General features: G+C 75.7%; 15 protein-coding genes. 10 read left to right on the plus strand and 5 right to left on the minus strand.

Annotated elements, in window-relative coordinates; all coding sequences use genetic code 11:
• Positions 1-23: 23 nt before the first annotated feature.
• Positions 24-332 carry a hypothetical protein gene (locus C892_RS0102640; protein ID WP_017555936.1) on the plus strand — a complete coding sequence of 103 codons (309 nt, stop codon included), beginning with the start codon at positions 24-26 and terminating at the stop codon, positions 330-332.
• Between the two features lie 112 nt (positions 333-444).
• On the opposite strand, the gene rnhA is transcribed toward C892_RS0102640, so the two are convergent.
• A complete protein-coding gene (gene rnhA, locus C892_RS0102645; RefSeq protein WP_017537760.1) occupies positions 445-903 on the minus strand; it encodes a ribonuclease HI in 459 nt (152 codons plus the stop codon).
• Between the two features lie 490 nt (positions 904-1,393).
• On the opposite strand from rnhA, the gene C892_RS0102650 reads away from it, so the two are divergent.
• Positions 1,394-1,903, plus strand: a complete 510-nt coding sequence (locus tag C892_RS0102650) for a hypothetical protein (protein WP_239647237.1) — start codon at positions 1,394-1,396, stop codon at positions 1,901-1,903.
• Positions 1,904-1,927: 24 nt separating this feature from the next.
• Here C892_RS0102650 and C892_RS0102655 read toward each other — a convergent pair whose 3' ends face one another.
• Positions 1,928-2,902, minus strand: coding sequence for a zinc-dependent alcohol dehydrogenase family protein (locus C892_RS0102655; protein WP_017555938.1), 975 nt, complete (start codon positions 2,900-2,902; stop codon positions 1,928-1,930).
• A 155-nt stretch (positions 2,903-3,057) separates the two neighbouring features.
• Here C892_RS0102655 and C892_RS0102660 point away from each other — a divergent pair, with 155 nt between their 5' ends.
• The 6 genes from C892_RS0102660 to C892_RS0102685 all read left to right on the plus strand — a co-directional run bounded on the left by C892_RS0102660 (position 3,058) and on the right by C892_RS0102685 (position 8,338).
• Positions 3,058-3,522 (plus strand): acyl-CoA thioesterase, encoded by a 465-nt coding sequence (locus C892_RS0102660; protein WP_017555939.1) that lies wholly within the window; start codon positions 3,058-3,060, stop codon positions 3,520-3,522.
• Positions 3,519-4,268: an energy-coupling factor ABC transporter ATP-binding protein gene (locus C892_RS0102665; RefSeq protein ID WP_017555940.1), complete on the plus strand. Its 750-nt coding sequence runs from the start codon at positions 3,519-3,521 to the stop codon at positions 4,266-4,268. Before C892_RS0102660 ends, C892_RS0102665 begins: the two co-directional genes overlap by 4 nt.
• The gene (locus C892_RS0102670) at positions 4,265-4,912 is read left to right on the plus strand and encodes an energy-coupling factor transporter transmembrane component T family protein (RefSeq protein WP_017555941.1); all 648 of its coding nucleotides are present in this window, start codon (positions 4,265-4,267) and stop codon (positions 4,910-4,912) included. The genes C892_RS0102665 and C892_RS0102670 overlap by 4 nt, the downstream gene beginning before the upstream one ends.
• Positions 4,909-5,490: a biotin transporter BioY gene (locus C892_RS0102675; RefSeq protein ID WP_017537766.1), complete on the plus strand. Its 582-nt coding sequence runs from the start codon at positions 4,909-4,911 to the stop codon at positions 5,488-5,490. The genes C892_RS0102670 and C892_RS0102675 overlap by 4 nt, the downstream gene beginning before the upstream one ends.
• Before the next feature lie 69 nt (positions 5,491-5,559).
• Entirely contained in the window at positions 5,560-7,164 is a 1,605-nt protein-coding gene (locus C892_RS0102680) for an AMP-binding protein (protein WP_017555942.1), read from the plus strand.
• Positions 7,127-8,338 carry a thiolase family protein gene (locus tag C892_RS0102685; protein ID WP_026124120.1) on the plus strand — a complete coding sequence of 404 codons (1,212 nt, stop codon included), beginning with the start codon at positions 7,127-7,129 and terminating at the stop codon, positions 8,336-8,338. The genes C892_RS0102680 and C892_RS0102685 overlap by 38 nt, the downstream gene beginning before the upstream one ends.
• Before the next feature lie 239 nt (positions 8,339-8,577).
• Here the strand turns inward: C892_RS0102685 and C892_RS0102690 are convergent, their stop codons facing one another.
• Together C892_RS0102690 and C892_RS0102695 are read right to left on the minus strand one after the other, a co-directional pair.
• Complete coding sequence (locus tag C892_RS0102690; RefSeq protein WP_017555943.1) at positions 8,578-9,651, minus strand: ArsO family NAD(P)H-dependent flavin-containing monooxygenase; 1,074 nt, start codon at positions 9,649-9,651, stop codon at positions 8,578-8,580.
• Between the two features lie 249 nt (positions 9,652-9,900).
• Positions 9,901-10,776, minus strand: a complete 876-nt coding sequence (locus C892_RS0102695; RefSeq protein ID WP_017555944.1) for an SCO6745 family protein — start codon at positions 10,774-10,776, stop codon at positions 9,901-9,903.
• Positions 10,777-11,258: 482 nt separating this feature from the next.
• Between C892_RS0102695 and C892_RS0102700 the strand changes: the two genes are divergently transcribed.
• Entirely contained in the window at positions 11,259-12,506 is a 1,248-nt protein-coding gene (locus tag C892_RS0102700) for an MFS transporter (protein WP_017537772.1), read from the plus strand.
• Positions 12,507-12,873: 367 nt separating this feature from the next.
• Positions 12,874-13,602, plus strand: a complete 729-nt coding sequence (locus C892_RS0102705) for a hypothetical protein (protein ID WP_017555945.1) — start codon at positions 12,874-12,876, stop codon at positions 13,600-13,602.
• Positions 13,603-14,018: 416 nt separating this feature from the next.
• Here the strand turns inward: C892_RS0102705 and C892_RS29880 are convergent, their stop codons facing one another.
• Complete coding sequence (locus C892_RS29880; protein WP_152513325.1) at positions 14,019-16,574, minus strand: nitroreductase family protein; 2,556 nt, start codon at positions 16,572-16,574, stop codon at positions 14,019-14,021.
• Between the last annotated feature and the right edge of the window lie 54 nt (positions 16,575-16,628).

A 16,628-nucleotide genomic window follows, 5' to 3' on the forward strand; every position in this document is an offset into this window, starting at 1 on the left:
CGGCTCGGACCAGGTGTCGGCCGATGAGGCCTGCTTCCCGCGGGCGGGCCGGGCCCATCAGCGCCGCCGCAGGGGCTCGGCGATCGTCGCCGGGCCCGCCGACCAGCGCCGGGACGGCACCCGGCCCGGTCCTCGCCGGGCACCCGCTGCCGTGGCTGGCACTGCAGCTGGCGACCCTGGGCGCCGCCGCGGCGGCGCTCACCCTGGGCATCCGCGGCCACCGTGCACGCGCCTCCCTCGATACCCCCGCGAAGATCCGCCTGGGCTCGCTGCTCGCCGGCACCGCCGTCCTGCCGCCCTGGGCCGCGTACTGGGGCCTGTTCACCGTCTGACCGCCGGTGCGCGGAAACCGGCCGGACCGGGCGACGGGGTCGAGGAGGCCACGACCACTGCCATCGGAATGCGGCCCGGCCCCCGTGCCCGGACACGGGCCGGGACCGGGCGTCAGACCCCCGCGGCCTCGTCCCTGCCCTGACAGGCCAGTGCGTCGGCCCGCTCGTTGCCCTCGTCGCCCGCATGGCCCTTGACCCAGCGCCACTCCACCTCCAGGCGACCGGCCGCCTCGTCCAGCCTCCGCCACAGGTCGGCGTTCTTCACCGGCTCCTTGGCCGAGGTGCGCCACCCGTTGCGCTTCCATCCGTGCACCCACCGCGTGATGCCGTTGCGCACGTAGGTGCTGTCGGTGTGCAGGACCACCGGCACCGGCCGCGTCAGGCTCTCCAGCGCCATGATCGCCGCCATCAGCTCCATGCGGTTGTTGGTGGTCTCCCCCTCGGCGCCGTACAGCTCCTTGACGTGGGGGCCGAATCTCAGCACCACGCCCCACCCGCCCGGCCCCGGATTCCCCTTGCACGCCCCGTCGGTATAGGCCACGACGGACCCCGGGATCTCGTTGATCGGCATGCCGGGAAATCTACCTCCGCCTCCGCCTGGGCCCGGACCGTGTTCCGCCGCCCGGCGCGTCCCCCGAAGTTCACACTTCTTCGCACAGACCAGCGCTTAGGCAATCGAACCTTTGGCCCTGTATGTCGCACCTTCCCCTCGTGCCCCCAGGGGAGTGAGTGCGGCGTAGCCGCTCCTCTATTGAAGGGAGGCTGAGGCCGCTCAGAACCACTGGCTTTACGGCGTAGATTCTTGAAGTGCTCAGGGCGCATCGCTCTCCGTCCCCCAGCGCTCTGGGACACGCGACCGATACTGCGCCCACTCCCCTCCCCGGTGGACGACCGAGCGCGCGCTGCGCCACCGGCGCTGTCCAGGGCCTAAGCTCATGATCGACCACCACCGGGACCATCCCCGCACCCCACACGGTGAGCACATGCGAGCACTGCCCTGTGCCGCCGGCGCGCCCCTCCGGGCAGCGCGTCCTTCTCCCCTGCTCTAGAAAGCCCTGACCGTGCCGCCCCTGCGCTCCGAACCGACCATGCGCCGCCTGCGCACCCTCGCCGTCCTCGAGTGGGTGAACGCCCTGCTCATCTTTCCCGCCGTGGCCTGGCTCTGGGAGATGCCCCTCTCACCGGCCAACCTCACCGGCCTCGGCCTCGTCCTGCTCATCCTGATCGAGGGCGGCGCCTACTGGTGGCTCAAGTACCGCGGCCTCCTCGCCGGCCGCCCCCGCACCGCCGGACTGCCCTTCTTCCGCGTGCTCCGCGTCGCCAACCCCGTCCTGCTGGCCGCCGGCGCCGTCGTGGTCGGCCTGGGCCTGGGCTCGGGCGCTCCCTGGACGCACGCGTGGCCGGGCGCGGCGCTGTGGCTGTTCGCGATCCTCGAGCAGGTGAACTACTTCCACCTGCAGCTCTCCCACGACACACGGGCGGACCTGGCCCGCCTGCGGCGTTCGCGGCGGCTGCGCCCCTCCCACCTCGCCCGCGACCTGGCCCGGGAGCGCACCCGCACCGCCCCGTGACGGCGGCGGGCCCGTGGGAGCGCGTCAGGGGAGCAGCAGCACCTTGCCCCTTCCTCCGCGCTCCTGGGCGGCCACGACCGCCTCGCGCACCCGGTCCAAGGGGTAGGCGGCCTGCACCGTGGAGGCGGCCGTGCCGTCCAGGACCAGCCGCCCGGCCTCGTACAGCGCCTCCTGCACCTGCGCGCGCGGGGCGGCGTGCACCCAGTCGCGCAGCCGGAAGAGCACGATGCGCACATCGGGCCTGCTGCGGGCCAGGTCCCCTGGCAGCGGCAGCCCCGACAGCAGCCCGTAGTGCACCAGCCGCCCGCCCGGGCGCAGCGTCCGGGCCAGGCGCGCCCCCGCGTCGCCCCCGACCGCGTCGTAGGCCAGGTCGGGCCCGCCTCCGGTCAGCCGCTCCAGGTCGTGCTCCCAGCCGGGCCGGTCCGTGCTCACCGCCGCGGCCCACTCCGGCCCCGACACCGCGGGCCGGGCGGCGTCCCCCCGCACCAGCGCCACCGGCCGGACGCCGCGCCCGTGCAGCAGGCGCCCCAGCATCCCCCCGATCGCCGAGGCGGCCGCGTTCACCGCGACCGCGGGCCGGGGGGAGCCCTGGGCGTAGGCCTGCACCATGCGCACCGCGGTCAGCGGGTTGATGTAGGCCAGGGCCGCCTGCTCGTCGGTCAACTCGGGCAGGGTGCGAAAGCACCACCGGGCCTCGGCGGTCTTGACCTGCTGCCAGGCGCCGGGGCCGCCGATGGGCAGCACCCGCTCCCCCTCCCGCAGGTCCCGCACCCCCGGTCCCACGGCGCACACGCGCCCCACGCCCTCGAACCCGGGGATGTGCGGCAGGGGCGTGCGCGAGGGGTAGGCGCCGGCGATGGTGACCAGGTCCGAGGGGTTGACCGCGGCCGCCGCCATGCGCACCTGCACCTCCCCCTCCCCCGGCGGGCGGGGGGTGTAGTCCTCCACCCCGACCGCCTCGTCGGCCGGGCCGAAGCGGGTGACGACGGCTCTGCGCACGTGATCCTCTCCCCTCGCCGTTCGTTGTCGGGACCCAACGTAACGACGCCGAAGGCCGATCGGGTACACAAGAGGTGGCCCCGCCTCTGCACACGGCGGGGCGAGGACCACGACGACGGCGCCCCGCGCGGGCGCCCGCCCCGAGGAAGCAGCCCATGCGCCTACGCGTCCCCTTCTCCGACGTCGACATGCACGGCAACATGCACAACGGCCGGTACGTCGCCTACGCCGAGGACGCGGTCAACGAGTTCCTGCGCGAGGCCGGCCTGAGCGGGCTGTTCGACCCCGCCTCTTCGGCGGCGGCCTACCACGTCAAGAAGGTCGAGGTGGTCTACGAGCGGCCGCTGCGCTTCGGAGAGCCCGCCGAGATCGCGGCCCGGGTGGAGCGCATCGGGCGCACCAGCCTGACCTTCGCGGTGGTCGCCCGCAACGAGGGCGCCCCCGAGGGCGCGGCCGCCGCCCGCGCCCAGGTGGTGTGGGTGTGCGTCGACCCGGCCACGGGCCGCCCGGTCCCGGTGCCGGAGCCGACCGCCGCCGCCCTGCGCGAGGCCGCGGGGCCCCAGGCCTCCGGCGGGTCCGATGGGTCCCCCGGGTCCGGCGGCGCGGAGGGGCGGGCATGACCTCGGCCACCGGCCCCGCCCCCGGCCCGGCGCCCTCGGCCGGGCAGACCGGCGTGCGGCCCGAAGCACCGGTGATCGAATTGCGCGGGGTCGGCGTGGGCTACGACGGGCGCCCGGTGCTCGGCGGGCTCGACCTGCGCCTGACCGAGCGGCGCATCGGCGTCATCGGGCAGAACGGCTCGGGCAAGAGCACCCTGGCACGGCTGCTCAACGGGCTGGTGGTCCCCGACGAGGGGCAGGTCCTCGTGGACGGGCTCGACACCCGCACCGAGGGCCGCCGGGTGCGCTCGCGGGTCGGGTTCGTGTTCCAGAACCCCGACAACCAGATCGTCTTCCCCATCGTCTCCGAGGACATGGCCTTCGGGCTGAAGAACCTGGGCCTGCCCAAGAAGGAGATCCCCGGGCGCATCGCCCGGGCCCTGGAGGAGTTCGGCATCTCCCACCTGGCCGAGCGGCAGAGCCACCTGCTCAGCGGCGGGGAGAAGCAGCTGGTGGCGCTGGCCTCGGTGATGGTGATGCGCCCGCGCACGGTGGTCTTCGACGAGCCCACCACGCTGCTGGACCTGAAGAACCGCAACCGGCTGCGCGACGCGGTGGCGGCCATGGAGCAGGCGGCCGTGGTGGTCACCCACGACCTGGAGCTGGTGGCCGGCTACGACCGGGTGCTGGTGGTGCACGAGGGCGGGATCGCCTTCGACGGGGGGCCCGCCGAGGCGGTGGCCTGGTACCGGGAGCACTGCTCGTGAACACCACGCTGTACGTGCCGGGGGACACGCCGCTGCACCGGCTGCCGGCCGGGGTGAAGTTCGCGGTGCTCTTCGCCGCCGGAATCGGCCTGTTCCTGCTGTCGCACCCGGCGGTGCTGGGCGCGGCCGCGGCGGTGGCGGCGGGCCTGGTGCTGTCGGTGCGGGCGCCGCTGGCCGCGCTGCGGGCGCGGCTGCTGCCGGTAGGGGTGATGCTGGCGGTGCTCTTCGCCGCCACGTCGCTGTTCCAGGGGCCCCAGACCGCGGTGGCCATGCTGCTGCGGCTCGCGGCGCTGATCCTGCTGGCCCTGGCGGTGACCCTGACCACCCGCCCGGCCGACCTCCTGGAGTTCTTCGAGCGCCTGACCGCCCCCCTGGCCCGCATCGGGGTGGCGAACCCCGAGCGGATCAGCCTGGGCGTGTCGCTGGTGCTGCGGTTCGTCCCGGAGGTCTTCCGCCGCTTCCAGGAGATCCGCGAGGCCCAGGCCGCACGCGGCCTCAAGGCAAGCCCCGTCGCCCTGCTCGTCCCCCTGATCGTGCGCACGCTCAAGGCCGCCGACGACGTGGCCGACGCGATCGACGCACGCTGCTACCCGCCACCGCGCCGCCCGGAGGGCGGCGCCCGCACCGAGGAGAACCCCACGTGAACCGCCCCCAGGACCGCGGGATCACCACCCGGGACGTCGTACTGGTCGCCCTGTTCGCCGCCATCATCGTCGCGCTGGGGCTGGTCCCGCCGATCACCATCGGCATCGTGCCGGTGCCCATCACGCTGCAGACCCTGGGGGTGATGCTGGCGGGCGCGGTGCTCGGGCCGGTCCGGGGCGCGCTGGCCTGCGGCCTGGTGGTGCTGCTGACCGCGGTCGGCCTGCCGGTGCTGGCGGGGGGCCGGGGCGGCCTGGGCGTGTTCGCCGGGCCCACCGGCGGCTACCTGGTGGGGTGGATCCCCGGGGCGCTGGTGACCGGGCTGATGGTCAAGTACTGGGCCCGGCGCCTGACCCGCGGGTGGGCCAAGGCCGGTGCGGTGCTGGCCGCCTGCGTGGTCGGCGGGATCGCCGTGGTGTACGCGCTGGGGATCCCGTGGCTGTCGGTGAGCAGCGGCCTGGCACTGCGCGAGGCAGCGGCGGGCGGCATGGTGTTCGTCCCGGGGGACCTGATCAAGGCGGTGGCCGCGACCCTGGTGGCGCACGGTGTGGCCCGCTCTTACAGCATGGAGCTGAAGTGAGCCCGCCGGGCCGCCGAACACCCGGAGCCCCAGCAGCCCGAGAGGCCGTGACGCCGTGGAGGAGGGACCGTGCCGCTGAGCGCGCGCATCCTGGAGCACGCCCGCAGGCAGCCTGAGCGGTCGGCCTTCGTGCTCGGCGAAGACCGCATCGGGTACGGCGAGCTTGCGCGCAGGGCCGCCGCCGTGGCCGTGGTGCTGCGCGCGGCCTCTGGGCGCGGCGACGGCCTGCTGGCCTTGGGGACCGGGAACTCCCCCGTCTTCGCCGAGCTGTACTCCGGAGCGATCGCGGGCCGGGGGCGGTGCGCCGTCCTCGACCCGTCCTGGCCGCGCGTGCAGGCCGAAGAGGTTCTGCGCCGTCTGGGCCCGGACCTGGTGGCGGCAGGCCGGGGAACCCCCATCGCCGAGGCGGCCCGGGACCTGGGCCTGCCGGTGCTGGTCGACGGCGGCGGCCAGGAGCGCGACCCGCGCCTGGAGGAGGCCCTGGGGGCCTCCCCCGAGGAGGAGCTGACTCCGGGCCCGGACGAGTCGCCTTTCCTGGTCGGGTTCACCTCGGGGACCTCGGGACCGCCCAAGGCCTTCCACCGCACACGCGGCTCGTGGCGGGCGAGCCTGCGCCACGGGGGCGAGGTGTTCGGCGCACGCGCCGGGGACCGCACGCTCGTCCCCGGCCCGCTGTCCCACGGGCTGGGGCTGTACGCCCTGACCGAGGCCCTCTATGAGGGGGCGTGCTGCATCACCCTCCCCCGGTTCGACGCCGTCCGGGCCCGGAGCGCGCTGGTTGGGCACCGTGCCACGCGGCTGGTGGTGGTGCCGACGATGCTGCGCGGGCTCGCCGACAGCACCGGGGCCGACACCCGGGCCGGGAACACAGGGCGGGCCGACGCCCTGCCCGACGCCTTCCCCGACGTGGAGGACGTCGTCAGCAGCGGCGCCCGGCTCGACCCGTCCACGTCGCGTCGCGCCATGGCCCTGTTCCCGCGCGCGCACGTTCGCGAGTACTACGGCGCCTCGGAGCTGAGCTTCGTCACCGTGCGCCACACGCCGCCCGGCACCGACCCCTCGGCGGCCGAGCCCGGTGCCGTGGGCCGCCCGTTCCCCGGGGTGGAGGTGCAGGTGCGCGGCGAGGACGGCGCGCCCCTCCCGGCCGGCGAGACGGGCACGGTCTTCGTACGCGGGCCGCTGGCCTCCTCCGGCTACCTCTGGGACGACGACGCCCAGGAGGGACGCGACGCGGGCGGCGGGTCGGGCTTTCGGACGGACGGGGAGTGGGCCACGGTCGGCGACCTGGGGCGGCTCTCGGAGGACGGGGAGCTGTACCTGGCCGGGCGCTCGGGCGGCATGGTGATCACCGGCGGGCTCAACGTCCACCCCGGCGAGGTCGAGGAGGCGCTGACCCGGCTGGAGGGGCTGGAGGAGGCCGTGGTGCTCGGGCTTCCCGACGCCTACCTGGGGCAGGTGCTGGCGGCCGTGGTCTCCGGCCCCGGCACCGCCGGCCTGACCCGGGCCCGGCTGCGCGCCGAGTGCGCCGCCCTGCTGCCCCGGCACAAGGTCCCGCGCCGCCTGTGGGCGGCGCGCGAGTGGCCGCTGACCCGCAGCGGGAAGGTGTCCCGCACCGCTCTGGAGGATTGGATCGCCCATGGTGACGCCCGGCTCGTCCCCGTCCCCGCCGCCTGAGGACCGCCGCCCGGTGGTGCTGGCCGCCCTGCGCACCCCGGTGGGGCGCGCCGGCGGTGCGCTGGCCCGGGTGCGCGCCGAGGACCTTCTGGTGCCGGTGCTGCGCGCGGTACTGGAGGAGGCGGGTGCGCCTGCGGCCGAGGTCGACGACGTGGTGGTGGGCAATGCCGCGGGCGGCGGGGGCAACGTCGCCCGTCTGGCGGCGCTCACCGCCGGCCTGCCGCTGGGGGTCCCCGGGGTGACCGTGGACCGCCAGTGCGGGTCCGGGCTGGAGGCGGTCGTGCAGGCGGCTCGCCTGGTCGCGGCCGGGGCCGGGCAGGCCTACCTGGCCGGAGGGGTGGAGAGCACGAGCACCGCGCCCTGGCGGGCCGAGCGCCCGACGCGGCTCACCGGGACGCCGCGGTTCTATGCGCGTGCGCGGTTCGCCCCTGAGGAGGTCGGCGACCCGGAGATGGGCGAGGCCGCGGAGAACGTCGCGCGCGCCTACGGGGTGGGCCGCGAGCGCCAGGACGCCTTCGCGCTGCGCAGCCACCGCCGGGCGGTGGCCGCGGCGGCGGAGGGGCGGTTCGACGCCGAGACCGTTGCGGTTCCTACGCGGGGCGGGCCGGTCGGGCGCGACGAGTGCCCGCGCCCGGACACCTCGGCCGAGGCCCTGGCGTCGCTGCGCCCGGTGTTCGCCGAGGACGGGACGGTCACGGCGGGCAACTCGTGCCCGCTGAACGACGGGGCGAGCGCGATGCTGGTCACGAGCGCGGCGCGGGCCCGCGCCCTGGGGGCGCGCTCGGCCCTGGGGTTCGTCGACGCGGCCGCGGCGGGGGTAGACCCGAACCTGCTGGGGATCGGGCCGGTGGAGTCCACCCGCAGGCTGGTCGGGCGGCAGCCGGGGCTGGACGTGCGCGGGCCGAGGATCGAGTTCAACGAGGCCTTCGCCGCCCAGGTGCTGGCCAGCCTGGACCAGCTGGGCGTCGATGAGGAGTCGGTCAACCTCGACGGAGGGGCGATCGCCTTGGGGCACCCCTTCGGGGCGTCGGGGGCCATCCTGGTGACGCGCCTGTACAGCGCCCTGGTCCGGGACCCGGAGACGCGTCCTGGGGAGCAGGGCCTGGCGATGCTGGGCATCGCGGGCGGCCTGGGGCTGACCGCCCTGTTCGAACGCGTGGAACTCGACGCCTGATCCCCTCGGGAAGCGCCGGGCGGCTCACAGGGGCCGCCCGGCGGGCCGGGAAGAACGCTGTGCCCCGACCGTGCCGGATTCCCCGTACCCCTTCGATCGTCCAAGCGACATCGGTCTCCCCACCAAGGGCACGGCGACGCCCAGCCCCCCGAAACGCCTGGCAGGGGGAGCACCGAGAGCGCTGGCAGGCCCCCTCTGCGGGGCTGCACCGGCGCGTCAGCGCCCGGCCTCTCCTCGCCTCACTCCTGCAGCAGGGCCTTGATCTCCTTCACCGCCGTCTTGGCCGCCATTCCGGCGCCGATGATGGTGGCCGAGGCCGGGCCGGTCCAGTCGCCGTAGCCGACCAGGTGCAGCCGCGGGTCGGCCGACGAGCGCGTCCCCTCGGTCGGGACGGTGCCGTCGGCGCCCGGCCCGACCATCGGCGCGAGGTGCTCCAGGGCGGGGCGGAAGCCCGTGCACCATAGGATCGCGTCGCACTCCCACTCCTGGCCGTCGGACCACACCGGCCCCTTGGCGGTCAGGCGTTCGAACATCGGGTGGGCCTTGAGCACGCCCCGGTCCCGCGCCTCGCGGACCGGGGGCACCATGACGATGTCGCCGAGGCCGGCGGCCCCGTCGCCGCGCACGCCCTCCCGACGGGCCGCGGCCGCGCGGGTGGCCACGTCGAACAGCACACGCCCGTCCACGTCGTCGGGCATCAGTCGCGGCTCGCGGCGGGCGGCCCACAGGGTCTCGGCGACCCCGGAGAGCTCGGCGAGGATCTGCGCCGCCGAATTGCCGCCGCCGACCACCGCCACCCGCATGCCGGCGAACGCCTCCGGTCTGCGGTAGTCGGCCGCATGGAGCTGGAGCCCTCCGAACCGCCCCCGGCCGGGGAGGGCGGGGGTGTGGGGCCGTGACCAGGTGCCGGTCGCGCTGACCACCGCCCGGGCCCGCCACTCCCGCGGGCCTTCGGCGGTCCGGGCCCGCACCGCCAGGCGCGCGCCCTGGGGACGGACCTCACGGACCCGCACCGGGCGCCGGACGGGCAGGGCGTAGCGATCCTCATAGGCGGCGAAGTAGTCGGCCACGTGGCCGGCCGTGGGGAAGGGCTCCCCCGGCTGCTCGGGCATCCACCATCCCGGCAGCGGGCTGTGCTCGGCCGGGGAGAACAGGCGCAGCGAGTCCCAGTACAAGGGCCAGGCCCCGCCCGGCGCGGGAGCGTCGTCGAGGATCAGGTACTCCAGCCCGGTGCGCCGCAGGTGGTAGCCGACCGCCAGGCCCGCCTGACCCCCGCCGACCACCGCCACGTCGATGTCCGCGCCGTGCTCCACGCCCGCCCCTTCCGCCCGGCCTGCCGCTCCCTTCCTCCCAACCGCTTCTACGCCCGGCCTGTTCCGGCCCGCGCCGTCAGCCGGAGGGAGCCTTGAGAGGAAGGGCGTCGCCAGTCCCGGCGCCCGGCGGGTCAGCTCACCGGGGCCGGCCGGGCCGACCTCGAGAACCGCGGCCCCTCGCCCCTTCGCCGACCTCGGCAGCGGCTGAAAAAGAGGCGAGGGACCGACGAGTAGGGCGCCTTCGGACGCCTACTCCGCAGGCCGCATCCAGGGCAGCAGGTCGGCGCCCACCTCCTTGCCCAGGGGCTTGCCAAGGGTGCGCAGCTCCTTGCAGCCCTCCTCTCCCAGGGCGGCGTAGGGCGCCGCCGAGAGCCGGTCGGTGGCGGCCTCGAGTTCGGCCCGGTGCTCGGCGCCCTTGTCGGTCAGGGCGAGGCCGCCGTCCTCGCTCACGAGTCCTTCGGCCCGCAGGCGCTCCACGGCGGCGTCCCATTCCGCGTCGGGCCAGGCGCGGCTCGCCCGCAGGAACTTCAGCATCACGCTCCCCGTGGCGGCGTGGAGGACCACGGCCTCCAGCCCGCTCCGCCCGCCGGCCACCAGCAGGGCGATGTGCCCGTCGCCCCGGAACTCGCGCAGCAGGGTCTGGGCGTGCCACAGCACCAGGTGGGGCTCCTCCGGCCAGGGCAGGGCCGCGTGCGCGGCGAACAGCGGCCGCCCCTCGGGCATGTCCGCCGCCGCCTCGGCGGCGGTGCGGGCCAGCTCGGCCGCCCTGCGCATCTCGGGGCCGTCCACGCGGTCGCCCAGGATCCGCCTCAGCGAGGCGTCCATGCCGCTCAGCCGCGCCTGCACGTAGTCCTGCGGGGAGGCGGCCTCCCACACGGCCGGCACCGCCCGGCGGACCAGGTCGGGGCAGAAGTTGTAGAAGGTCGAGACGACCACCTCGGCCGGCACCGGCCCCATCGGCGCCGCGCGCGCGGCGAAGTAGGAGTGCTGCGGGTCGGCGCCCAGCTCCTGGTACTTCTGCTGCGCCTCCGGGGAGAAGTAGACGCCGCTGTGGTAGGGCTCCAGCGCCGCCCACGCCTTCCGGGCGAACACCGGGTCGATCTCCTGGGTCACGCTGCTGCTCATGGGGCCGCCTTTCCCGCGCCTCCCGGGCGCCGACGGGTTCTTGGAGGGCGCACCGAGCCTACCGAGCGGTGTTCGGTTCCCCAGCGCCGGGGGTGGGCCCCTGTGGCTTTCGGCCGACACGGGCATGCAGGGGTCCGCCGTGCGATGCGTCCGCCGGGCCCGGCTCCCCAGCGTCTGCCCCATGTCCGCTCCGACCGAACCGACGGGCCCGGTCGGCGACGGCCCCACCGACTGCGCCCCCGCCCCTCGGCGGCGCGCCCCCGCGCCCCGCGGAGGCCCTGCTGCGTCGGCTGACCTATAAAAGGCCAGTACAGGGCGCCCCCAGAAGCCCTATGTGACACAGATCGGCCCTGGACGCGACAACACTCACACGGCCTGAGGCGGCGAATCGGAAAGTTCGCCCGGCGTGAACGTGTTGGCTCGGGATGTCACCTGGGGGCGCCCGGCGCCTCCCCCGCCGTCGATCCGCGAAAGGGAGCGCTTTGCCCATCGCACTGCTCGCTCTGGCTCTGGGAGGCTTCGGCATCGGCACGACCGAGTTCGTGGCGATGGGAATCCTGCCCGAAGTCGCCGAATCCTACGGCGTCTCCATCCCCACGGCCGGGTACATGATCTCCGGTTACGCGCTCGGCGTCGTGATCGGGGCCCCGCTGCTGGCCGCCGTAGGGGCGCGGGTGGACCGCAAGCACCTGCTGCTGGCCCTGATGGGGGCGTTCACCCTGGGCAACCTCGCCTCCGCCGCGGCCCCGAACTTCGAGTTCCTGCTCGCGTCACGGTTCCTGACCGCCCTGCCGCACGGGACGTTCTTCGGCGTCGGCGCGGTCGTGGCCGCATCCCTGGTGCCGGTCACCAAGCGCGCGCAGGCCGTGTCGCTGATGATCGCCGGGCTGACCGTGGCCAACATCGTGGGCGTCCCCCTGGGCACCGCGGTCTCGCACGCCTTCGGGTGGCGCGCCACCTACCTGCTGGTCGCGGTCGTGGGCGTGGTGACGCTGCTGGCGCTGGCCGCGTGGGTGCCCTCCCAGAAGCCGCACCCGGGCACCTCGGTCCGGGCCGAGCTCGGAGCCCTCAAGCGCGGACAGGTCTGGCTGGCGCTGGCCGTGGGCGCGGTCGGCTTCGGCGGCATGTTCGCCTCCTACAGCTACATCTCGCCGATGATGACCGACGTCGCCGGGTTCGGCCCGGGGGCGGTCACCCTGATCCTGGCCGTGTACGGGGTCGGCATGACGGCCGGCAACCTGGTCGGCGGCCGGGCGGCGGACCGGGCGCTGATGCCGACGATGTACGCCTGCATGGCCGGGATCGCCGCCGTGCTGCTGCTGATGCACGCGGTGGCCTCCTACAAGGTGCCCGCGGTCGCGGTGGTGTTCCTGCTCGGCTTCGCCGGGAGCGCGCTGATCCCCTCGCTGCAGATGCGGCTGATGAACGCCGCCTCGGACGCGCCCACGCTGGCGGCGGCGCTCAACCACGCGGCGCTGAACATCGCCAACGCGGCCGGGGCCTGGCTGGGCGGCCTCGTGATCGCCGCCGGGTACGGCTACACCGCGCCCAACCTGCTCGGTGCGGGCCTGGCCGTGGTCGGCCTGGGGCTGGCCCTGGCGTCGGGACTGCTGGACCGGCGGTCGCAGCGCCCCGGGGGCGCGGGCCGCGACGCCGGCGAGAAGGTCGCCGAAGGGGCCGCCGAGCAGGTCCCCGCGGCCGCCGCACAGGGGGCGGACCGGACCCGCTGAAGCGCTCGCGGCCAGGGCCGCTGACACGAGCACTGCTCTGGGGCCGTGCGGGAGGGATCGTGCCCTGCCGCGCGGCCCTGGGTGTGTGCGGGCCGCTGAGCGCACGGTCGAAGCACCGTTCAGGCCGCGTCCGTGCGGTTCCGCCGACCTTCCGCCTCAGCGTGAGCACTCTCGCGGCGGTCCCGAGAGCCCTGCGAGAACCTGTTGGCGGGCCCCGGCCGCCCTTGCTACCGTTCCGGAGGCCGTGCGTGAGACCGAGGAGGTGGTACCCGTGAACGTTTCGACATGGGTGCTCCCCTCAGGGGTCACGGTCGGGCGGTAGGTCGTCCGGGAGCGCCGTTCATGAGCACTCCCGAAAGGCACGACCATGCGCTTCACTTCCGAACAGCGCCTCGACGACGGCATCCTCGAGCGCGGATTCGCCCTCGGTGACATCCCCGGCATCCTGTGGACGCCCGGATCCGCGTCCGCCCCGGCCCCGCTGATCCTGCTCGGCCACCCCGGCGGCCTGCACACGATGTACCCCCGGCTGGTGGCCCGGGCACGGGACGCCGCGGCGGAGGGCTTCGCCGCGGCCGCCATCGAGCTCCCCTGGAGCGGGGAGCGGCCCCGCTCCGTCGCCGTGGACGGGGCCCGCGCCGACCTGCGCCGGGCACTGCAGGTCGGCAGGCCGTCCGACGAGATCGTCGACCGGCTCGTCCTCCCCGTGGTCGAGCAGGCGGTCCCGGAATGGCGGGCCGCCCTGGACGCCCTCCTGGCGCTGCCCGGGATCGGCGGCCCGGTCGGGTACTCGGGAGGGGTGATCTCCATCGGCATCCGGCTGGCGGTGGTCGAGCCGCGCATCTCGGCCGCCCTGCTGTTCGCCGGGAGCTTCGTTCCCCGCTCCATGTTCGAGGAGGCGCGGAAGGTCACCGTTCCGCTGCAGGTCCTGCTGCAGTGGGACGACGAGGGGAACGACCGGCGGTCGGCCCTGGAGGTGTTCGACGCCTTCGGCTCCCGGGAGAAGACGCTGCACGCCAACATGGGCGGGCACGCCGGCGTCCCGTGGTTCGAGGGGGAGGCCGCGAACCGGTTCTTCGCCCGCCACCTGAAGTGAGGCCAGGTGGGAGGGGACCGGGCGCCGCGACCCCGGACGGACATCCGAATACACCGGTCACTGGGCTTTTCCAAGACTCTGTGGCGCCGGGCGGACCGCTCCGGTGGCGCCGCGGGGGTGGCGAAACCGGCATGCCGGGCGGCGGCGCTCTTCGGCGCAGGGGATGGGCGGCGACGAGTAAGCGGGGCGGTTGCCCGGTGGCGCCGGTCGGCCGCCGGGTGGCCTGCCGCCTTGGCCTTGGAAGGACCCCTCCCTTTTCGCGTTCCAGGCATACCGGGCGCACCAGGCGGCAGCCGGGCATCGAGAGTGGTGGTATCGCCACTATCGGCGGCCTGGGGTGGTGATCTCACCACCATCGGTGCGCACCGGGGACGCGAGCAGCACCGCGCCTGGCGCCTACCGGGCACGGCCGCTTCTCACCGATCGGCCCGCCGGGGCAGGCGCCGGCTGAGGGACGGTGCGTTCCGGGACGGGGCGCCGACGGCCAGGAGCGCGAGGGGCTCCCGCCCCGTTCCTGCCTGCCCGAGTGCCGTCGCCGCCGCGGGGCAGGCCCCGTCGGAATGGATGCGGGAGGCGAGTCCGAGGGCCGCGGAGGCCAGCGCCGCACGGTGCAGGGCCGCCCCCGCCTCGACCTGTTGGAAGCGGTACCAGCGGGCCCCCGCTCCGCGGTCGTCCCGTGGGTCCCCCGCCGGGACGAGGGCGGCGGAGGCGCCGTAGAGCGCGGAGCGGGTGTCGGGGTGCCAGGGGCCCAGCCGGACCGCCGCCGCCTCCTCCGGGCCGCCCACGCGTTCGAGCGCGCTGTGCCCGCCCAGGTACCGGTAGCAGCCCGCCGCCAGGTCGACGGCGTCGAAGACCACGAGGAAGAGGGCGAGCGTGGACGGCCCCTCTTCTGTTCCGGGGAGGTCGTGCGGCCCGGGCGCCCGGGTCGCCGCGAGGATCCGTGCCAGGTCGCCGACGGCGACCGGCGCCGGCCGGTACCCGTCGGGCGCCGAGCGCCGGGCGGCGAACCCCCGGTGCAGGGCGGGCGGTTCGGCGTCGGGGAGCGCGACGAGGGGGCGGGCGCCGCCTGCGGGCGCGGCCTCCGGTTCGGGCCCGCGCGGTGCCGGGCACGCTCGTGCCGACGCGGTGTGCAGCGCGGCCAGCGCCGGAAGCACCGTGGCGGCCGGGGGCGCCGAGCCGGGCGGCCGCCTGGGCGGGCCGCCGGGCACGTCCGTCGGCGGCGCCGACCGGTCCGGCTCCCCGAAGCGGCCCGCCCGCGGCCCGCCGGCGACCTCAAGAACGGCCAGCACCCCCTCGGCCCCCGTGTCCAGGCCGACCGCCTCCGCCAGGACCGCGTCGGCGAACCGGAGGTGCAGGCGCACCCGCATGCCTTCGCGGCGCGCGGCGGCCTGGGCCTGCGCCGCCAGGGCCCCGGTCTCCTGGCACTGCAGCCTGTAGGCGAAGTCGCCGTACCTGTGCCCCTGCCTCCAGAAGTCGGCGACCAGCAGCACGTAGGCGTCCGCCCGCGGGTGGCGGGGAACCGCCAGCGCATCGGCGACCGCGCCCCGGTGGTCGCCCTCGGCCAGGATCTCCAGGGCGTGGTGGGCGGGGGCGTACCGGCCGAGGAGCCCCGGTCCCGCGCAGTAGGCGCCGATCGGGTACGTGCCCCCGCCCGACGGCGCCGGTCGGGCGTCCACGGTGAACGGCGCCCCGTGCGCTGCGTGCATCCAGTCGCAGCGCACGACCCCGAGCAGGTCCCGCATGAGGCGCCCGTAGGGCCCGGTGAGCGGCGGGGTCCGCGGCGCGGCCGGGTGGCCGGGCCCCGCGGGCGGCTCCGGCCCGCCGTCCGGCGGGGGCGGCCCTCCGTCCCGGGTCCGGTCCAGGTAGTCGGCGATCACGCTTTCGGGAGCCGCAGGGGCAGGGGCGGTGTTCGTGTCCGTGTCCGTCACCGCCGGACCGGGGGCGTCCCCGTCCGGGGGACAGGTCGCGCCGTCGGGCGTGTCGGCGCTCACCGGCGGCGGCTGGGGCGGGGCCCCTTCGCCGGGGGCGTGCGCCGCCGGCTCGGCCGGGCGTTCCCGGGCGACCGGCTGCATTCGCGCGTCCAGGGTGCGAAGGTCGACCCTGGTGGGCGCCTCCCCCTCCACCGCCAGGCCCGTCAGCCGGGAGAAGCAGGACAGCGCCAGCCGGGAACCGAGCATGCCGGGCACCGCACCGGTGAGCAGGGCGGACACCGGGGACCGCCCGGTGGGCGGCGGCGCGCCCGTCGGCATCCGGCGCGCCCCGGCCTCCTCGGCCGGGCCGACCGGAACCAGCCAGGCCTCTTCGGCCGCCTCATCGATCAGGGCCTGCCCGACCTCGGTGCCGGTCCCGATGAGGGCTCGGGCGGCGGCGAGCAGCTCGTTCCGGTCGGTGGAGACGTCCAGTACGACGTCGGGGGCGGCCGGTGCCGCGTCAGGGGGTGCGAAGGAGACCGACTGCCGCGCGTCACGCAGGGCCCGGTCGGCCGCCGCCTTGAGCGCCCGCACCTCTCCCTCCGGGGCGTGGACCTGAACGTTGCGCCATCCGCTTTGCAAGCCGGCGTGCAGCAGTGCTTCGGCCACCGGGCCGGAACCGCGCAGGGCGATGCGCGCCTGTCTCAGACGCTCGAACCTCCGCTCGGCCGAGGCGAGGCGGTAGCGCACGAACGCGATCTCGGCGCTGTAGGTCTCCAGCTCCTCCCTGGAGAGGCCGTGCGGATCGTCGTCCTGGGCGTCGACCACGAACCCCGCCTCGACGAGGCTGCCGACCAGGCCGCGTGCCTGGACGCCCTGGGCCCCGTCGAGCCCGGCGGTGAGCTCCTCCAGGGTCCGCTCCCCCGTCAGGCGGGGGATGAGGCGCCGCAGCGACTCTGCGGCACGGCCTCCTTTCACCCGGCAGGCCCCGTGGCCGGCATGGAGGTAGACGCCGTCGTCCGAGGGCACGCACCGGACGTCATCGCGGAATCGCGGACGCATGTCCCCGCCTCCCTACGGCTGCATTCCGACGGTCGGAGAACCGATTATGCACGC

The organism is Nocardiopsis baichengensis YIM 90130, from assembly GCF_000341205.1.
Lineage (GTDB): Bacteria > Actinomycetota > Actinomycetes > Streptosporangiales > Streptosporangiaceae > Nocardiopsis_A > Nocardiopsis_A halophila.